Source organism: Streptomyces sp. WI03-4A, assembly GCF_033792105.1.
Lineage (GTDB): Bacteria > Actinomycetota > Actinomycetes > Streptomycetales > Streptomycetaceae > Streptomyces > Streptomyces collinus_A.
In genome coordinates this window covers 175,535-192,936 of sequence record NZ_JARAUO010000008.1, presented here as the reverse complement: position 1 = coordinate 192,936, position 17,402 = coordinate 175,535, and the positions used below count along the sequence as shown (strand labels likewise).

12 protein-coding genes and 1 pseudogene are annotated in these 17,402 nt (G+C 72.8%); 7 read left to right on the top strand and 6 right to left on the bottom strand.

What is annotated here, in order from left to right:
- The first annotated feature begins 54 nt into the window (after nt 1-54).
- Together PV343_RS12160 and PV343_RS12155 are read left to right on the top strand one after the other, a co-directional pair.
- Nucleotides 55-1,020 carry a hypothetical protein gene (locus PV343_RS12160; protein ID WP_319146864.1) on the top strand — a complete coding sequence of 322 codons (966 nt, stop codon included), beginning with the start codon at nt 55-57 and terminating at the stop codon, nt 1,018-1,020.
- A 451-nt stretch (nt 1,021-1,471) separates the two neighbouring features.
- A pseudogene (locus tag PV343_RS12155) lies at nt 1,472-2,194 on the top strand (transposase family protein).
- Nucleotides 2,195-2,200: 6 nt separating this feature from the next.
- Here PV343_RS12155 and PV343_RS12150 read toward each other — a convergent pair.
- Nucleotides 2,201-2,485, bottom strand: a complete 285-nt coding sequence (locus PV343_RS12150) for a hypothetical protein (RefSeq protein WP_319146863.1) — start codon at nt 2,483-2,485, stop codon at nt 2,201-2,203.
- Between the two features lie 261 nt (nt 2,486-2,746).
- Between PV343_RS12150 and PV343_RS12145 the strand changes: the two genes are divergently transcribed.
- The gene (locus tag PV343_RS12145; protein WP_319146862.1) at nt 2,747-2,983 is read left to right on the top strand and encodes an acyl carrier protein; all 237 of its coding nucleotides are present in this window, start codon (nt 2,747-2,749) and stop codon (nt 2,981-2,983) included.
- 1,601 nt (nt 2,984-4,584) lie between these two features.
- Here the strand turns inward: PV343_RS12145 and PV343_RS12140 are convergent.
- The 5 genes from PV343_RS12140 to PV343_RS12120 all read right to left on the bottom strand — a co-directional run bounded on the left by PV343_RS12140 (nt 4,585) and on the right by PV343_RS12120 (nt 9,700).
- Nucleotides 4,585-5,160: a hypothetical protein gene (locus tag PV343_RS12140; protein ID WP_319146861.1), complete on the bottom strand. Its 576-nt coding sequence runs from the start codon at nt 5,158-5,160 to the stop codon at nt 4,585-4,587.
- Nucleotides 5,161-5,286: 126 nt separating this feature from the next.
- Nucleotides 5,287-5,745, bottom strand: coding sequence for a DUF1153 domain-containing protein (locus PV343_RS12135; protein ID WP_319146860.1), 459 nt, complete (start codon nt 5,743-5,745; stop codon nt 5,287-5,289).
- A gap of 132 nt (nt 5,746-5,877) precedes the next feature.
- The gene (locus PV343_RS12130) at nt 5,878-6,471 is read right to left on the bottom strand and encodes a hypothetical protein (protein WP_319146859.1); all 594 of its coding nucleotides are present in this window, start codon (nt 6,469-6,471) and stop codon (nt 5,878-5,880) included.
- A 703-nt stretch (nt 6,472-7,174) separates the two neighbouring features.
- Nucleotides 7,175-7,981: a hypothetical protein gene (locus PV343_RS12125; protein ID WP_319146858.1), complete on the bottom strand. Its 807-nt coding sequence runs from the start codon at nt 7,979-7,981 to the stop codon at nt 7,175-7,177.
- 285 nt (nt 7,982-8,266) lie between these two features.
- Nucleotides 8,267-9,700, bottom strand: coding sequence for a selenium-binding protein SBP56-related protein (locus tag PV343_RS12120; protein ID WP_319146857.1), 1,434 nt, complete (start codon nt 9,698-9,700; stop codon nt 8,267-8,269).
- A gap of 1,107 nt (nt 9,701-10,807) precedes the next feature.
- Between PV343_RS12120 and lanL the strand changes: the two genes are divergently transcribed.
- The 4 genes from lanL to PV343_RS12100 all read left to right on the top strand — a co-directional run bounded on the left by lanL (nt 10,808) and on the right by PV343_RS12100 (nt 17,322).
- Entirely contained in the window at nt 10,808-13,873 is a 3,066-nt protein-coding gene (gene lanL, locus PV343_RS12115; protein ID WP_319146856.1) for a class IV lanthionine synthetase LanL, read from the top strand.
- Between the two features lie 44 nt (nt 13,874-13,917).
- Entirely contained in the window at nt 13,918-14,073 is a 156-nt protein-coding gene (locus PV343_RS12110; RefSeq protein WP_319146855.1) for a VenA family class IV lanthipeptide, read from the top strand.
- A 124-nt stretch (nt 14,074-14,197) separates the two neighbouring features.
- A complete protein-coding gene (locus PV343_RS40400) occupies nt 14,198-16,135 on the top strand; it encodes an ATP-binding cassette domain-containing protein (protein ID WP_415923488.1) in 1,938 nt (645 codons plus the stop codon).
- Nucleotides 16,136-16,575: 440 nt separating this feature from the next.
- A complete protein-coding gene (locus PV343_RS12100) occupies nt 16,576-17,322 on the top strand; it encodes an ABC transporter permease (protein WP_388240860.1) in 747 nt (248 codons plus the stop codon).
- The last annotated feature ends 80 nt before the right edge of the window (nt 17,323-17,402 follow it).

The following is a 17,402-nucleotide window of genomic DNA, read 5'->3' as shown; positions in this document are numbered from 1 at the left end:
CGCGTCACTTCGAGTCCCTTACGGGAAGTGCCTGTTCCTCACTAGGCTCGGCGCGTGGATCGCGTCGCGCTCGCCTGTGCCGTCGTCTCCGTCACAGTCCTGCTGTACGGGGCGCCCGTCGTGCGCGACCGCCTGCGCGCGCGCCTGCCTGCCGCACCCGTAGACCCCTATCGCGCGGCCGCCGGTCGCTGGTTGACCGAGGACGACGTCCAGGCGGCCGCCGCCCGGCTCCTGCTGGACGGCCTGGTCACCATCAACCATCGCGGCAATCTGGCACTGACCGAGACCGGCGCGGACGTGGCGCGTACTGCCGGGCACCCCCTGCCGGACGCCCTGCTCGCTGCGCTGCGCCGGCGTTCCGCCGCCACGACGCTCGGCATCATCGCCTTCCACGACCCCGCCTTTCGCGCCGCCCACGCCGAGTTCCACGGGGCGTCCCGCGCCCGCCGGGCGCACACCGCCCGGGGTTGTCTGGCGGCCACCGGGGTGCTGCTTCTCACCGGGGAGCTCGCATTCGTGATCGCGGCGCTGTTCGACCGCCTGCCCCAGGGGCCCGCGCAGGGGGCCGCGACCGCGGCCACCGGCCTCGCCGCGCTGGCCCAGCTCGGCCTCCTGGCGCGCTACGGCGGCAGGCCCGGCCCGGACCGCGCCGCGGCCTGCGAACCCTACGTCCCGCCAGCCCCGCATCTGGCTCTCGTGGAACTGTCCGAGAAGGCCCCGGAGGCCGCGGCCTGGCTGCGTTCAGGACGGCTGCGCACGACCCGTCGCCGCAACCGAGGACGCCGACGACGCCGGGGGCGCGGAACGGCCGCCGCGCGGATGGACGATCAGGGCTCGGACCCGCAGGCAGACCGGTACTCGTCCAGGAGATGGAAGAACACCATCAGCGGGTCTTCTCCATCGGCATGCCGTTCGATGGCATCAGCCCAGCCACAAGACATCGACCAGCCTCGACGAGCGCCCAGCCACTCGGCGAACGGACCACAGGGTGACAGGGTGAAAGGCTCGTCGACCCCGTGAACGGACAAAGCCGTGGCATAGCCGATCAAGATGTTCTGCAAGTCCCGCAGGCACCCCTGGCGAATCCACATCGAAGGACGCCGCCGGATCTGGTCCAGGACGTCTTGGACGTCCCGGCACTGGTCGACAGGCCGCGGACTATGCCCCTGGTCAACTGACACAGACCAGACCCTACGACCAGACCCGGTGAACCTTCCCGGTCACGGCACCGGCTACCGCGAACGGACATGTAGCGCAAGGTGATATTCGGGGCGGACCGAGTGCGCCCAGCACGAACCAGCCCTCAGCACGGCACCAACCCTGAGCTCCGGCGCGACCCCGGACAGGAGAAGTCAGTGAGCTTCTTCGAGTTGGCCGCCGATCTGGTGAGGTCCATGAGGCGCAACGAGCGAGGCCCCCGGGCTGTTGATCGAGATGTCTGACGTCTCAACCACGCTGCTCGGGGGCCTTGTTGGTGATCTGTACTGCCGCACTCGACCTGCCCCATGCGCTCGCGGAGTGGGTCACGATGCTCATCGTCGCCCGTTAGGGTGGCCGGCGCTGCGGGCTTCGCCCGTCTCAGCGTGCGATGGTGGCGCTGGTGTACCTGCGCGAACACGCGACCCTGGCGAAGATCGCTGCCGGGTTCGGGATCAGCGAGTTCACCGCCCACGCCTACATCAGCGCGGTCATCCACCTGCTCGCCGAACGTGCGCCGGTCTGCTGAAGGTCCGGCGCGAGGCCGATCCCGACTTCGTCCTGCTGGACGGCACGCTCGCCGAGTGCGACCCGGTCGGCGACGCACGGGCCGACTACTCCCACAAACACCGCCGGCACGGGGTGAATGTGCAGGTGGTCACCGATCCGGGCGGCCGGCTGCTGTGGCTCTCACCCGCATTGCCCGGCCGGGCTCACGATCTGACCGCCGCCCGCACCCACCGGAGGGCGTCCCCATTCTGGCCGACCTTGCCTACCAGGGCGGCGGCCCCTGGGTGAGGGCATCAAACGCAAGCCCCTGCAGGAAGTGGCCCTCACCGAGAAGACCGCCAACCGGGCCCTGATCGCGGCACGGGCACCGGTCGAACGTGGCGTCGCACGCCTGTAGTCCTGGCGGATCTTCCGCAGATCCCGATGCAGCCTGAACCGCATGACGTCAATCGCCAAAGCCGTCCTCACGCTGGAGCGGCAACGCTGAGGAAGCTCAAAGCGGGTACGTCACCCACCGCCTGGCGGACGTGTCGTACCACGCGAGTGTCCCGGCCAGTATCGCGCTGAACGGTATCCACTCATCGTCCGGATTCCACTTCTCGCCGCCCGTGGCTTGCATGAAGATCGGGCTGGGTGCCCAAGCGACCGATATCCGATCGTCCGCGACCTCAGCGATCCAGCCGAGAAACTCGCGACCGTCGACAAGGCTGAAGCCGACCTTCGCCGCGTTGTCCATGCAGTCGGCAAAAAAGGTCTTCATCCTCGAGACATCGGCCATCGCACGAGCATAGAGCGGAGTTCGTCAAGAGGGTGCAGACGAGGACCGCAGCCATCACCCGCCCCGTCGTGCCGACCGGCGACCGTCGGATCTCCAGAGCGCTGGGCCGACCATCGCACTCACCGTCGCCCTCCTGCTCCTCGCGCGAGTGCTCGTTTCAGGGGAGGTCTTCCGTGCGTCGCCCACCTGTCATAGGCGAGGTCCGGAATGATCACTTAGGCCGACGCGAACGGTGTCCGGCTCCATCGAGGAGAGGCTTGCATGAGCAGCATCGAAGAGCGCGCGAAGAAGGTTATTGCCCGGGAACTGGGATGCGACATGGAGGAGCTGAGGAACAACCGCATCTCGCTCATCTACCTCGGGATGGATGAGCTGGCCAGACCAGGTCTGGTTATGGCCTTGGAGGAAGAGTTCGATGCCGAGATCACCGACGAGGTGGGCGACAGCTTCGCCATCGTCCAGGACGTCATTGACGCCGTCACTCCCTCACGCCACTGAGGCCGGCGGCGGGGCGGCTGCCCGAGCCGACCGCGAGGCCGCACCCGCGCGGAGCGTTGGTGGAGGACGGTGGTGCGGTCGGTGGGGGTGTGCGCTCCCACACGAGGCGGGCGGGCAGCCAGCGGTCGTCCCCGGGGTACGCAGTTCCTCGAGGAACCGGGCGACGCGCTTTGGGGTCAGCCGCAGGGGCTTGGGGGAGCCGTACGGGGCTGAGGCGGCGCTGACGGCGCCGCAGGCGGCCGCGACCGCCGGGTCGTCACCGGGCCGCGCTTCCGGGTCTTCCGGTGTCCAGGATCAGCTCGCGACGGGGGCAGGCCGAGGGCCAGGAGGCGGAGGTAGTCGGCGCGCAGGGCCGTGGCCGCGGGCCCGCGCCCAGACGGCGCGCAGGTCGACGCCCAGCACCGCCAGGCCGCCCGACCGGTCCCCCCAACCACCCCGAGCCGTACCCGGCCTACACCAGCACCGACCAGAACACCATCGACGACCAGAACACCATCGACAGCGGCCGCGACACCTCCCCCCACCAGGCCCCGCCGACCAGGGAGGGAAGGCCGGCAAAAAGAAGGAACCAGCCACCATCCAGGCCACCGGACCGGACCGGACCACCCGGACCACCCGGACCACCCGGACCACCCACCAGTGATCGCAGTTACACCAAGACCGTCATCACCACGGACCCGCAGACCCACGACACCACCAAGACAGCGATGACCCCCTCCCAATAACTCTCCCCGCCCCACAACCCGCGCGGACTGCACTCCCACCTCAAAGACATGACCACCACCCAGCAGTTGCACCCACAAACGACCCCGCCCGACGAACGGCCCCACGGCACCGGGAGCGCGCCGCGCTGGCGTCCGAGCCGGTGGCGTACGGCAATCTGGGCTCGGTCACGTTCGCGGCGCAGTTGTTTGCTCTCCTGACGCGCGAGTTCGAGTTCCGTGCGCGGCGTGGCGGTGGTCGCGGTGCTGGCCGGGGGTTGCCCGGTGGGCCGGCCGGGGGCCGGTGATCGTGCCGGAGTTGTCGGCGTTGAGGAGGAGCCGGGGGGGCGGCGGGGCGTTCGTGGTCGTTCCGGGTGTCTTCGAGGGCCTCCCGGTGCAGGTGGTCCAGGGTCATCTCGCCCTGGCGCTCGGGGCCGTGCGCGGCGAATGTCCGGGCGGTGCGCCGCATGTCCGGGCGCGCGGTCGTGAAGTGCTGTTCCCAGGTCACGCCCGCCCGGTACGGGGTGGTGTTTCACCGGTAGGGATCCCGTCGACCGCGCCCCCTTCCGGGGTCCTGCCCGAATTCGCCGGTCTTGCCGTCACCGGCCGGCTCACCGTCGGGTCTGCCGTACCTGCCCTCTGGCGCGCCTATCCCCTGACCGAGGCCGCCCGGGCCCGGGACGACATGGACTACTGCCGTGAGCGCGGCGGGATCATTCTGCTTCCGTGCGTGTATCCGCGGGCAGAGCGGGCGGCTCGGGGCTGGAGGTGGACGAGTGCCGGCCCGGCGCAATCGCGTCGGCAGGTCCGTCCGGGCCGGTAGTTGCTGGCGGCACCCTGAGAGGCCGGGTGGGGCCGTCAGCCTCCGCCGCCGCCGCGGCCGCGGCGCGGCCTGGCTGGTCACCCGTTGCCGCCGTTGCCGCCGCGGCCGCCCTGGCCGCTCGTCTCGCAGCCGGCCCCGAGGCAGATTCCGCCGTTGCCGCCGCGCCCGCCGGTGCCGCCGTCGCCGCCCATGGCGTCGCCGCCGTTGCCGCCGGTGCCGCCGTTGGCACTGCCGGCGCACACCCCGACACAGATGCCGCCGTTGCCGCCGGCGGTGCCGTTGCGGCCGGGTGTCCCGCTGCTGCCGTTGCCGCCGTTGGCGCTGCCGTTGCACAGCCCCGCGCAGATCCCGCCGCTGGTGCCGTTGGTGCCGTTGACCGTTCCGTTGCAGTTGCCCGCACAGATGTTGTCGCCGACACGGATGTTGCCGTTGCCGAACTCGACGCCGCTGAGCACTTTGGCGCCGAAGGCGTGGCGGCCGGCGCCGGATCCGTTGCCGCTGTTGTCGGCGGGGAGGTGCTGGGCGGCATCGCTCACGGCCGCCTGGCTCTGCGGCATCGGCGCCGCCATGGCGGTCGGCGCCAGCGCACCTGCGGCGATCACGGCAGCAGAGACGGCCAGACCGAGACCGAATTTCGACGGGCGTGCAGGCATGTGATTTCTCTCTTTCTGAAGACGTTTCCGAGAACGGTGAGAAAAGTGAGCTTCAGGAGATATGGGTCCCCAAGAAGCATGAGGGCGCCCCGGTCCGGGAATTCGGGCCGGGGCGCAGGCAGCCCGTCAGGAGCCGGGGGTGGAGCTGTCGTCGAGCAGCCCGAGCCAGTCGCCGTCCTGGAATTGCCGCTGCCAGATGTCGACCTCCTTCTCAGAGATCTTGTACTTCTTGGCGATGTCGGCCTTCGTCGCGTGGCCGGAGGTGACGGTCAGCACGATCCGCACCTTGTCCATCGCCGTGAGGTCCGGCCCCGCCTTGTCGGGCAGGTCCTTGAGGGACAGGCAGCCGCCGGGCCGGCCGGGCTCACCCGGCCGGCCGGGTGAGCCGCCCGTGCCGCCCGCCCCGCCCTTGCCGCCCTCCCCGCCCTTGCCACAGTCCGCGGACCGGCCGGCGAGGGCCGAGTAACCGGTGGCGGTGGCGGTGGCGGTGTGCGTCGCGGCCTGGGCGGCGCACGCGGTGCCGGAGACGAGGGTCAGGGAGGCCACCGCCATGAGGAGGGGACGCCGCCAGGAGGTTGTGGACATCGGGGTTCTCCGATTCTTCTGTTGCCGGGGGGGAGAGAGGTTCTTTTCGTTGGGGGTGGGGTGGAGGCCGGCCAGGCCTCCACCCTGTGGTGCTACGGCTTCGCGGTCCTGGGTTCCGCGGGCCCCTGGCGGTCAGAAGAGGCTGCCGCCACCCGCGCCGCCGGCCCCGCCGGTCCCGCCGAACAGACCGCCCAGTCCGGCCGCGCCGCCCTTGCCGCCGTTGCCGCCCTGGAGGATGCCGAAGCCGCCGTTGCCGCCCTTGCCGCCGTTGCCGCCGACGAGGACACCGCTGCCGCCGCCACCGCCGTTACCGCCGCTCCCGGCGAAGATGCCGGAGCCACCGGCCCCGCCGTTGCCGCCGGCACCGCCGACGACGCCGTCGCCGCCACCACCGCCGCCACCACCGCCGCCACCTGCGAGGATGCCGTCTCCGCCCTTGCCGCCGTTGCCGCCGGCACCGCCGACGCCCAGGACGCTGCCCCCGCCGGAGCCGCCGGAGCCGCCGCCCCCGCCGATCAGGCCGCCACCACCGGCGCCACCGTCACCGCCGGCGCCGCCGCCCTGCACGAAGGCCACGGTCGAGGCGGGCATCGGAGCCGCCATCGCGGAGGACACGGGAAGGGCGACGCCTGCGGTGAGCAGTGCGGCCGACGCGAAGACGGTCGCGAAACGAATACCTCGACGCCGGGGACGAATCTCGTCGTACGTGCGCTTGTTACGGGTCATGGATTTTCCTCTTTCTTCTCAAGGGCATCTCTGTCGCCCAGTGATTCGAGATATCGGTGAGGGGGGAGAATCCTCGGCCCTTGGGGAGAATTCCGCCTTACCGGTCGGCCTCGTTCCTTTCCGGTGAGGCCTTGTGCTTCAAGTACGCCCGATTCGCGCAGCCGGGTCACGTTCCGCAAGTTCGGGACTTGACTCCGCAGTAGGCGCCGGGTAAAAGCACACCGCGATGGCGGCGGCGGCCGCGATGACGGTGGTGCCCGGCTTGCTCAGTTCCTCCAGGAAACGGGCCACGCGCTGGGGAGGGAGTCAGCCGGATGACCCTGCTGGCCCCGTATGGGGGTGAGGCGTGACCTGATGGTCCCGGTCACCGTCGGTGGATCGACCGGAAGGCGAACCCCGCAGGCGAGGAACGCGGCTTCGCCCATGGCCTCGACCCCCGTCGTGCGCAGCGCCTGGTCGCGCGCCGGACCGGTACCGGGTGAGCCGGAGCCGTGCTGCATGCCAGTCGGACCTGTACGGCCAGGACGTGCCGCATATGTGCCAAGTAGGAGGCGCCGCGCGCAGACCCCGAACCGCGGCAGCCGGGGGCGTCACCGAGGCCGGCGGGGAACGGGCGCGCAAGTGACCCTGTCGGCAGACAGATCCCGTACGCGCACCGTCCGCGCGGGGGTTTGCTGGGTGCCGAAGCGGTGGCGTGTCGCGTTCAGTGGCCGGCTGTGATGAGGAGGGTGAGTGTGGTGGTGAGGGCGGCGAGGGTCATCGCTGTGGTGATGGGGGTGGTGCGCACGTGCCGGCCGATGGGTTGCTGCTGAGGGGCGGGGCCGAGTTGTCGGTGGGTGAGGTCGAGTTGTCGGTGGGCGTGGTCGAGTGCCACCCACGCCGCCTGCGCCAGGATGCCGGCGACGACGGCGAGGAGGAGGGGCAGCAGGCCGTCCGGGAGGGGGACGGCACTCGTCACGAAGACACCCGCGACGGGGCTGAGGCAGGCGAGTGTGATCCAGGGAGCCGTGCGGCGTCCGGGCTGTGCGCCCAGGAGTGCCGTCAGCGCCAGGCCTTCACCTGCGGCGTGGGCGAGGAGCGCGGCCATGACGGCGGGGGAGGTGGTCAGGGCGAGGGCCGCTCCTTCCACGAAGCGGTGTACGGCGAGCCCTGCTGCTGCGCCGATGCCGCCCGCGCGTTCCCGTGAGCAGGGGCAGCCGGTGCGGGTGACGGCGCCCATCAGGGCGAGCGCGGCGAGCGCGGTGAGCGGTACCGCCCAGGGCGGCAGGCCGGCGTCTTCGGCTTCGTCCCAGGCGTCGGGCAGCAGGTCGAGGACGGCGACGACCAGCAGGATGCCGGCTGCGGTGGCCGGCAGGAGCGCGGTGCGGCCCCGTGCCCGCCGCGCCGCCCAGGCCCCTGCCACGGTGGCGAGGGCCACCAGGGCCACGGCCGCCAGTGTTTCGGCGGATGGCAGTTGCCCTGCCGATGCGCCGGCGGTGGGCGCGCCCACCGTCTCGGACGCGCAGAGCATGGTCCCTCCCACAGGAGTGGCGGGTCGGGGGAGCGCCGGGTCGAGGGAGCGGCGGGTCGGATGGGCGGCGGGTCGGATGGGCGGCGGGTCGGGGGAGCGGCGGGTCGGGGGAGCGGCGGGTCGGATGGGTGGCGGGTCGGATGGGTGGCGGGTTGGGGGAGTGGCGGGTTGGGGGAGTGGCGGGTCGGGGGAGCGGCGGGTCGGATGGGCGGCGGGTCGGGGGTGTGCCGGTCCTGGCCGGATTGTGGGTGCCGGTGGTGGGCCGGAGGTAGGCGCCGGCCGGGGTCAGTGGTGGTGGCAGTAGGAGTCGGAGGAGGCGTCGCCGCCTTGGAGGCGTGTCTGGTGCACGCGCAGGCCGTGGAAGTCCTCGCCGTGGGGGTGGAAGCGGGTGTCGGCGGTCAGGCCGCCGTGGGTGGTGTCGGCGTCGAGTTTGATCATCCAGGGTTGGATGCCGGTGGGGTAGAACTGTTCGTCCCAGGCGGCGTAGAGGGAGTTGGTGAGGTAGACGCGGTGTCCGTCGCGGCTGACCTCGACCATCTGTGCGCCGCCGGTCAGGGGGATGCCGGGGGCGGCGGGGTGGGACGTGCGGGTGGTGATGCCACCGAGCCGGACGGCGGCGGTCTGGCGTGGTTGTCGTGGGTTGCTGACGTCGTACTGGAGGAGGTCGCCGGTGCCCCAGGCGGAGACGTACAGCCACCGGTCGTCGACGCTGAGGTCGATGTCGGTGATCAGCGGGGGTACGGCGCCGAACGGTTTGAGCGCCGGGGGCAGGTCCTGGGCGGGGGCGGGTTCGGCGGGAAGGGTGATGACTTTGGTGACGTGGAAGTCGTCGCCGTCGCGGTGCCACAGCCATACCGAGGCGGAGAGGTCTTCGACGTCGATGACGGTGTTGGTGAATCCCCAGGTGGCTTCGGGGTCGTGGGCGGGGCGTAGTTCGAGGACCATCTGGTGGCGGTCGCCGAGGTCGATCTGTTGCAGGTGGCGGCCGGTGTCGAGTTCCCAGAAGTGCAAGCAGTGGCCGTAGCGGCGTTTCAGGAGCAGGTCGGGGAGGAGGCCGTCCTCGATCATGGAGGGGGTTCCCCATTCGCTGGTGACGGCGATGTTCTGGTTCAGGTGCCACCAGATGTCGTAGGCGAGGTGCTGTGGTCCGCGTTCGCTTTCCCAGCCGCGCAGGACGTCGAAGCTGTCGTGGTCGAGCAGGGCCACGCCGCCGGGTCCGTCGGTGCCGTCGGCGCCGCCCAGGCAGGACAGGAAGACGCCGTCGGGGCCGCAGTGCAGGGTGTGGGGGCGGGAGTATCCGGCCTTTGCGGCCAGTTCGCCGGGTTCGAGGGTCTTGACCAGGCGGGGGCGGGCGGGGTCGGGGTGGGTGTCGAAGACGTGGAGGCGGGAGGAGCGCAGTCCGGGGACGATGAGGTAGCGGCGTGCGGGGTGGTGGTGGCCGGTGTGGGCCAGGGCGCTGGAGCAGGCGTTCCAGCCGAAGTGGTGCAGTTCGTTGCCCGCCCCGGGGACCTCGGCGTGGGCGATGACGTGGCCGTAGGCGGGGGAGTCGGGGTCGGTGTCGAGGGTGAACAGCGCGTCGGGGCGCTGTGCGGCCGGGTCGAAGCCGACGACGTAGGCGAGGTTCTCCCCGGGGGCGGCGACGGCGTCCGCCGGGGTGCGGTACAGAGTCGGGTCCGGGGGGCCGTCGTGGTCGTGCGTCGGGTGCTCGGTCGTCGTCATCGCTGTTCCCCACTCGGCGAAACGCGAGGCCGGGGAACCGGGTGAACCCCCGTCACGGACGGGCCGGCTTTCTCGTCTGCCGTCGGCGTGCGGTGAGGGGACGGATATGCCCCCGCTTTTCGAGCGTTTCACAGTCCCCGCGGCCCTGCCACGGCGCCGGGCGGTGACGGCGACACCGCCCCGAAGCGTTGGGGCCGGCGGCCCCGTCCGCCGCGGTGCGCAGGCCACCGGCCCGGCCCCGACTCCCGCTCCGGCCTCCGTCCCGGCCCCCGGCCCGCTCGGGCCCCGGCCCTTGTCCCGGCTCCCGTTCCGGCCCCGACTCCCGGCCCTCGTCCCCGTTCCGGTCTCGGCGTCGTCCGGGCGTCCGTCCCGGCTCCCGTCCCGGCTCCCGTCCCGGTCCCCGGTCTCTGTGGGGCGGGGTGTGTGAGAGGGGGGTGTGGAGCGGGGCTGTGGGGCGGTGTGGCACTCGTCGGAGTGTGGGCCGCCCGGCGTCGACGGAGCGGCCCAACTCAATTCGTCATGTGAGTCGTTTTTGACCGTTCGCCGGTTATTCGGTGACCGTCGGATTTCTTTGGCGGATGCGGGTGGGGTTGCTGATCGCGGTCGTGCGGGTGTGCTGTATTTCGCCTTTCGCCGGTGGGGTGGGGGTGGAAATCGAACTCTCCTTGCGCCCGATTCAACTCATCGTGTGGAGCGGGTGTCGGCGGGTGGGGTGGATGGGGGCGCTGAGGGACGCTGGTGAGGGTGAAGGGGCTGGTGGGGGGCTGGTCGGGGGTCTGGGGTCTGTTCGGTTTTTTCGCATTTACCGCGCTCGTTTCGGTGAACGGTGCCCTCGAACAGGTGAAGTATTAAAAGCCCTGCAGGGAATGTGTGCGCCTGATATTCGCGCCGGACTGCGCCATCTTCTGTCGGTATAGCGCTGTGCGCTCACCGTTTCCGGTGACGTTCGGCGGGGGCGGGTTGTACGTTCTTTGCGTGCTGAAGGCATATTCCAGCCGGCGGTTGTTGCCGTTGAGGGGGAACGTGTATGACGAGCCACGCAACCGAAGTCGATCTCGAGAGTCTCGGCGGGCGGTGGAGGCGACCGGTACCGGTGCGCGGTGGACGGTGGACGCGGATGAGATGTGGTGCCGGCTGACCCACCGCTCGGGGATGCGGCGCCGACAGGGCTGGAAGCTGCACGTGTCCGCGACGTCCGCTTCCGCGCCGGACGTTCTTGTCAGGTCGCTGGATGTGCTGCTGCGGGAGGAGTCGGGGTTCAAGTTCGTCCGCTCGCTTGAGCAGGTGAGCGCGCTCAACTCCCGTGCCACCCCGCGGGGGAGTTCGGGGAAGTTCATCACCGTCTACCCGCCCTCGGACGAGGCTGCGGCCCGGGTGGCGCTCGCACTGCACGAGGCGACGGCGGGTCTGCCCGGCCCCAGGATCCTGTCGGATCAGCCGTATGCCCCGCAGAGCCTGGTGCACTACCGCTACGGCGCGTTCGTGGGCCGGCGCCGGGTGTCGGAGCAGGGGCTGCTGGTGTGGTTCATCGAGGACCCCGACGGCAACCCGGTGGAGGACAGACGCACCGGCCGGTACTCCCCGCCCGCCTGGGCCGTCAGTCCCTTCCCGGCCTCGGTCCCGGCCCCGCCCCGCCGGCCCGAGAGGGCGAGCGGCCCGGTGCTGCTGGGGGGCCGGTTCTCGGTGCGCGAGGCGATCCGGCACACCAACAAGGGCGGCGTCTACCGGGGCACCGACGTCACCACGTCCGCCCCGGTGGTGATCAAGGAGGCGCGGCCGCACGTCGAGGGCGACGTGGCCGGCTCCGACGTGCGTGACTGGCTGCGGGCCGAGGCCAGGACCCTGGAGAAGCTCAGGCACACCGGGCTGGCCCCCCAGCCGCTCGCGGTGTTCGAGATCGGCGGCCACCTGTTCCTCGCCCAGGAGGAGGTGCCGGGTGTGCCGCTGCGCACCTGGGTCGCCGAACGGTTCCGTGACGTCGGCGCCGAGCGCTACCGGGCAGAGGCGCTCGCCCAGGTGGGGCGGCTGGTGGACCTGGTCGCGGCGGCCCACGCCTGCGGCTGTGTGCTCAGGGACTTCACCCCCGGCAACGTCATGGTCCGGCCCGACGGCGAACTGCGCCTGATCGATCTGGAGCTCGCCGTCCTGACCGACGAGGTCATGCTCCCGACCCGGGTCGGCACCCCCGGGTTCAGCGCCCCGGAACGCCTTGAGGACGCCGCGGTGTCCCCGACGGCCGACTACTACAGTCTCGGCGCCACCGTGTGCTTCGTCCTCGCCGGCAAGGTGCCCCAGCTGCTGCCCGAGGAGCCCGAGGGAAGAGCGGCCGAGGAGCGGCTCCAGGAGTGGCTGGCCGCCTGCGCCGGCATGCTCCGCCTGCCCGGCGGCCTGCAGGAGATGATCCTCCAGCTGATGAAGGACGATCCCGGCGAACGCTGGGACCCCGACACCGCACGCGAGGCACTCCACCGCATCCTGCCCCCGCACGGGACCACCCTGCCCCCGCACGGGACCGAAGCCCCCCTGCCCGGGCGCGGCACGGAGCTGCCAGGACGCGCGAGCGGCCGGCCCGGGAACGGGACCGCCCAGCCCTCACACGGGACCGGTCTACCCGGAGACGGCGCGGACCTGCCCGGCGACGGCACGGACCTGGAGCGACGCGGGACCGATCTGCCCGGACGCGGGACCGAAACCTCCCCGCCCGGACACGAAACCCCCCTGCCCGGGCAGGGGACCGCCCAGCCCGGGCAGGGGGCCGAAACCCCGCCCGGACACGGGAGTGGCCTGCCAGGACAGGGGACTGCCCGGTCCTCACACGGGACCGAAGCCCTGCCCGGGGACGGCGCGGATCTGGAGCGAGGCGGGAGCGGCCTGTCGGGAGACGGCGGGGGCCTGTCCGCAGACGGTGCGGGTCTGCTGCCGCGGCCGAGGCACCCCGTACCCGCTTGCGCAGCGGCAGCGACGGCCGAGCCGGATGCCGTGGTCGAGGCGGTGGCGGCGGGGCCGGATGCCGTGGTCGAGGCGGTGGTCGCCGGGATGGTGGAGCATCTCCTCGACACCATGTCCCTGGACGGTGAGTCGCGGTTGTGGCCGGTGTCGACCCTGGCGGGGGAGACCGGTCCGTGCACGGTGCAGCAGGGCGCGGCAGGCGTTCTGGCGGTCCTGGCCCGCTACTTCGAGCTGACCGGTGATCCGCGTCTGCCGGAGGTGATCTCGGCCGCGGGCGGCTGGATCGTGGCCCGGAGCGACACCCGCGTCATCCGTCCGGGTCTGCATTTCGGCGGCCGGGGGATCGCCTGGGCGCTGTACGAGGCGGGCCGTGCGGTGGCCGACCGGCGGCTGACGGACCATGCGCTGGCGCTGGCGCTGGCCCCGCTGGAGCCGACTCCCAGTCATGACATCACCCACGGCACCGCGGGCAGCGGGCTGGCCGCAGCCCACCTGTGGCACCGCACCGGTGATGCGCGGCTGGCCGGCCTCGTCGTCGACGCCGCGGACCGGCTGGCCGCCGCGGCCCAGATCGAACCGTCGGGGGTGAGCTGGCCGGTCCCGGCGGAAGCGGTGTCCGAGGAGGCCGGCAAACGCTATCTGGGCTTCGCCCACGGTTCGGCCGGCATCGGCAGTTTCCTCCTGGCCGCCGCGGACGTCTCCGGGCGACCGGAGCATCTGGAACTGGCCGTGGCCGCGGGGGAGCATCTGGTGGCCCACGCGGTGGGGGTCGGTGAGGGGGTGCAGTGGCCGGCCCAGGCCACGGACCCGCCCACCGCGCCGTACTGGTGTCACGGCTCGGCCGGCATCGGGTCGTTCCTGATCCGGCTGTGGCAGCGCACCGGTGACGACCGCTACGCCGGCCTCGCCCGCGGCGCCGCGCACGCCGTCATGGAACGCGCCTCCCGCGCCGCCGTCGCCCAGTGCCACGGGCTGGCGGGCAACGGCGACTTCCTCCTCGACCTGGCCGACGCCACCGGCGAGGCCGGCTACCGGGTGATGGCCGGGGAACTGGCCCGCCTCATCGTCTGCGAACGGGCTCAGCGCAGCACCCACGTCGTCTTCCCCAACGAGTACGGGGAGCTCTCCACGAGCTGGAGCGACGGCGCCGCGGGAATCCTGGCGTTCCTGCTCAGGACCCGCCACCACGACTCCCGGCACTGGATGGTCCAGCAGCCGGGCTGAGCGGCAGGAACCCCTGCCGCCGCCGCACGGAGAAGGAGAATGTCATGGAGAACCAGAACCTCGAGCTGCTGGCCCACCTGCACGCCCTTCCGGAGACCGACCCGGTCGACTTCGACGGAGCCTCGTACTCCGGGACGTGCGCCTGCGTCGGCCTGCTGACGCTGCTCAACACCGTCTGCGTGGGCATCAGCTGCGCCTAGCCGACAACCTCCGGCCGGCCGCGGCCCCCGTGGGGCCGCCGCCGGCCGGAGCGCAGGCCGCCGCGGCCGGCATGCGGAGGCCCGCAGGCCCGCGCACGACACCCCCGTGGACGAGGAGCCGACCATGCAGGCACCTGCCGGTGACGCCGCCCGCGCCCGAGCAACCCCCCCGACCACCGCACCCGGCACCACCCCGGACACCACCCCACCCACCGACCCGGACACCACCCCACCCACCGCCTCGGACACCACCCCGCCCACCACCCCACCCCCCGCCCCGGACGCTGCCCCGCCCACCGCCCCGGACACCCTCGCGCTCACCGACCCGGACCCTGGCCCCGGTACCGCTGCGGACGCCGCCCCGCCCACCGCCTTGGACACCACCCCGCCCACCGCCCCGGACACCATCGCGCTCACCGACCCGGACCCTGGCCCCGGTACCGCTGCGGACGCCGCCCCGCCCACCGCTGCGGACGCCGCCCCGGGCGTCGGGCAGTCCAGCGCCCCGGGCACCGTTTCGGGCGCCGCGCCGTCCACCGACCCAGACATTGGAGCGGGCACTGCGCCAGATGCCGGGCAGTCCACCGCGCCGGACGCCGTATCGGGCACTGCTCCGGACGTCGGGCAGTCCAGCGCACCGGACGCCACCGCGCCCGCCGCGCCGGGCACCGCCTCGGGCACCGCCTCGGGCACGGCTTCGGACGCCGCCTCGGGCACCGCTTCGGACGCCGCGCCGCCCCTCGACCCGGACGCCGGCCCGGGCACCGTCCTGGACGTCACCGCGCCCGCCGCTCCGGACACCGCCTCGGGCACCGCTCCGGACACCGCCTCGGGCACCGCTCCGGACACCGCCTCGGGCACCGCTCCGGACGCCGCCTCGGGCCCTGCTTCGGACGCCGCGCCGCCCCTCGACCCGGACGCCGGCCCGGGCACCGCGCCGGACGCCGGCCTGGTCGCCGTTGCGAAGAGCGGCGGGCGGTGCCCCGTCCGGCCGGCGCCCGCGATCCGTACCCGCGGTCTGGTCAAGAGCTATCCGGGCCCGGCCGGGAGCACCACCGACGCCGTCCGCGGCCTGGATCTGGAGGTGTTCCAGGGCGAGACCTACGCCTTCCTCGGCCCCAACGGTGCGGGCAAGTCCACCACCCTCGCCCTGCTGTGCGCGCTGGCCCGTCCCACCGCCGGACAGGCCATGGTGGCGGGCGCCGACGTGCTGGAGCGGCCGGACCAGGTACGACGGCGGGTCGGCATGCTCTTCCAGCACAGTGCGCTGGACCCGGACCTGACGGCCGAGCAGAACCTGCACATCCACGCCCGCCTGTACGGACTGCGCCGCCATCATGCCCGCCTGCGCGTCACCGAGATGCTCGAGACCGTCGCCCTGGCCGACCGCCGCCGGTCCCTGGTGCGCACCCTCTCCGGGGGCATGCGCCGCCGCCTGGAACTGGCCCGCGGTCTGCTGCACGCACCCCAGGTGCTGTTCCTCGACGAGCCGACCACCGGACTCGACCCGCACGCCCGCGCCCAGGTCTGGCAGCACCTGCGCGCCCTGCGCGACCGGCACGGCAGCACCCTGTTCATCACCACCCACTACCTGGAAGAGGCGGAGCACTGCGACCGCCTGGGCATCCTCGACCAGGGCCGGCTCGTGGCCGAGGGCACCCCCCACGCGCTGAAGGCCGAGATCGGCGAGGACCGCGTGGTGCTGCACACCGGCGACGATGCGGCGGCCCGCCAGGTCGTGAGCCAAGCCGTCAGCCAAGCCGCGGACCGGACCGCGGACCGGACCGCGGTGGGTGGGGCTGCGGGCCGGGCCGGGCCCCCGGGGCCCGCCGTCACCCTGGACGCCGGGGGGCTGTCTCTGCGCCTGCCCGACGGCAGCGCCTGGATCCCCCGGCTGTGCGCGGCCCTGGCGGACCGCGGCATCGCGGTGCACGCCGCATCCGCGACCCCGCCCACGCTCGACGACGTCTTCTTCCACCACACCGGCCGCAGCATCCACGCCCCCCGCTCCCACCCGGCACCGGGCACGACCATCCCGGCGGCCACCCAGGAGGCCCCATGACCGCGCCCGCCCTCCCGGCCCCGGACGCCTCCAACCCCTCCAACACCCCCGGCACCCCCCGAACCGCCGGCACCCCCGGCGCCCCTGGGGCCTCCCACACTCCCGGCGGGTCCGGTGGGTTCGCCACCCCTGAGACCGCCGGCACCTCCGGCACCCCCGGGACCTCTGGCGCCCCCGGGACCCCTAGCACTTCCGGCGGGTCCGGCGCCCCCGGAACCCCCGGCGGGTCGGGAACCCCCGGAACCCCCGGCGGGTCCGGCGCCCCCGGAACCCCCGGCGGGTCGGGAACCCCCGGAACCCCCGGCGGGTCCGGCGCCCCCAAGCCCTCCGGTGCTCCCGGCGGATCCGGCGCGGCCGGCGGGCCCGGCCGGGAGCCGGGACCGCCGCTGCGCAATGAACTGCGCGCGGTGCACGCCCTCATCCACCGCGATCTGCTGCGGATGGCGGCCCAGCCCACCCACACCGCGCTGATGCTGCTCCAGCCGGTGCTCTACCTCTTCGTCCTGGGCGGCGGTCTGGCCGCGCTGATCCCCGACTCCTCGCTCGGCACCGGCTACCAGGCCTACCTCTTCCCGGGCATGCTGATGATGACGGTGCAGGCACCGGCCATCATCGTCGGCGTCCGCCTGATCACCGACCGGCAAAGCGGCTACCTGCGGGAACTGCTGATGGCCCCGGTCGCCCGGCCCACCCTCCTGCTCGGCAGCTGCGCCGGCGGCACCCTCGTCTCCACCGTCCAGGGAACCGTCCTGCTGGCCCTGGCCGGCGCGGTCGGCCTGCCCTATGACCCGCTCCTGCTGGCGCTGCTCCTGGCCGGCATGATCCTGGCCTCCTTCACCGTCACGGCCCTGTCCCTGCTGCTGGCCGTGAGCATCGACCGGCCCGAGGCCTTCCACATGCTGCTCGGCCTGGTGATGATGCCGCTGCTGTTCCTGTCCGGGGGCTTCTTCCCGCTGCACAACCTGCCCGGCTGGGCCCACGCGCTGGCCGCCGTCAACCCGCTCGCCTACGGCGTTGACCTGCTGCGCCGCTGCATCGCGCTGCGCGTGCCGCACCAGGCGGCCACCACCGCGGGCATCCAATGGTCCGGCTGGCAGCCCCCGCTGCTCCTGGAGGGCGCCATCCTGCTGGCCGGCGGCGCCATGGCCCTGCTCTGGGCCGCCCACCGCTTCGGCCGCCCTGAATAGCCCACGGACCCTGCACCACCATGCCGCTGGGCCCGCCCCGACCGCGCCATCTCCGCACCACACGCCGCTGGGCCCGTCCC

What these genes read in the sequence shown, in the direction of transcription:
- PV343_RS12150 (WP_319146863.1), bottom strand. Translation starts at nt 2,485, where the DNA reads ATGGCCGATGTCTCGAGGATGAAGACCTTTTTTGCCGACTGCATGGAC.
- PV343_RS12100 (WP_388240860.1), top strand. Translation starts at nt 16,576, where the DNA reads ATGGCGGCCCAGCCCACCCACACCGCGCTGATGCTGCTCCAGCCGGTG.
- PV343_RS12120 (WP_319146857.1), bottom strand. Translation starts at nt 9,700, where the DNA reads ATGACGACGACCGAGCACCCGACGCACGACCACGACGGCCCCCCGGAC.
- PV343_RS12145 (WP_319146862.1), top strand. Translation starts at nt 2,747, where the DNA reads ATGAGCAGCATCGAAGAGCGCGCGAAGAAGGTTATTGCCCGGGAACTG.
- PV343_RS12135 (WP_319146860.1), bottom strand. Translation starts at nt 5,745, where the DNA reads ATGTCCACAACCTCCTGGCGGCGTCCCCTCCTCATGGCGGTGGCCTCC.
- PV343_RS40400 (WP_415923488.1), top strand. Translation starts at nt 14,198, where the DNA reads ATGCAGGCACCTGCCGGTGACGCCGCCCGCGCCCGAGCAACCCCCCCG.
- PV343_RS12110 (WP_319146855.1), top strand. Translation starts at nt 13,918, where the DNA reads ATGGAGAACCAGAACCTCGAGCTGCTGGCCCACCTGCACGCCCTTCCG.
- PV343_RS12125 (WP_319146858.1), bottom strand. Translation starts at nt 7,981, where the DNA reads ATGCTCTGCGCGTCCGAGACGGTGGGCGCGCCCACCGCCGGCGCATCG.
- PV343_RS12130 (WP_319146859.1), bottom strand. Translation starts at nt 6,471, where the DNA reads ATGACCCGTAACAAGCGCACGTACGACGAGATTCGTCCCCGGCGTCGA.
- PV343_RS12140 (WP_319146861.1), bottom strand. Translation starts at nt 5,160, where the DNA reads ATGCCTGCACGCCCGTCGAAATTCGGTCTCGGTCTGGCCGTCTCTGCT.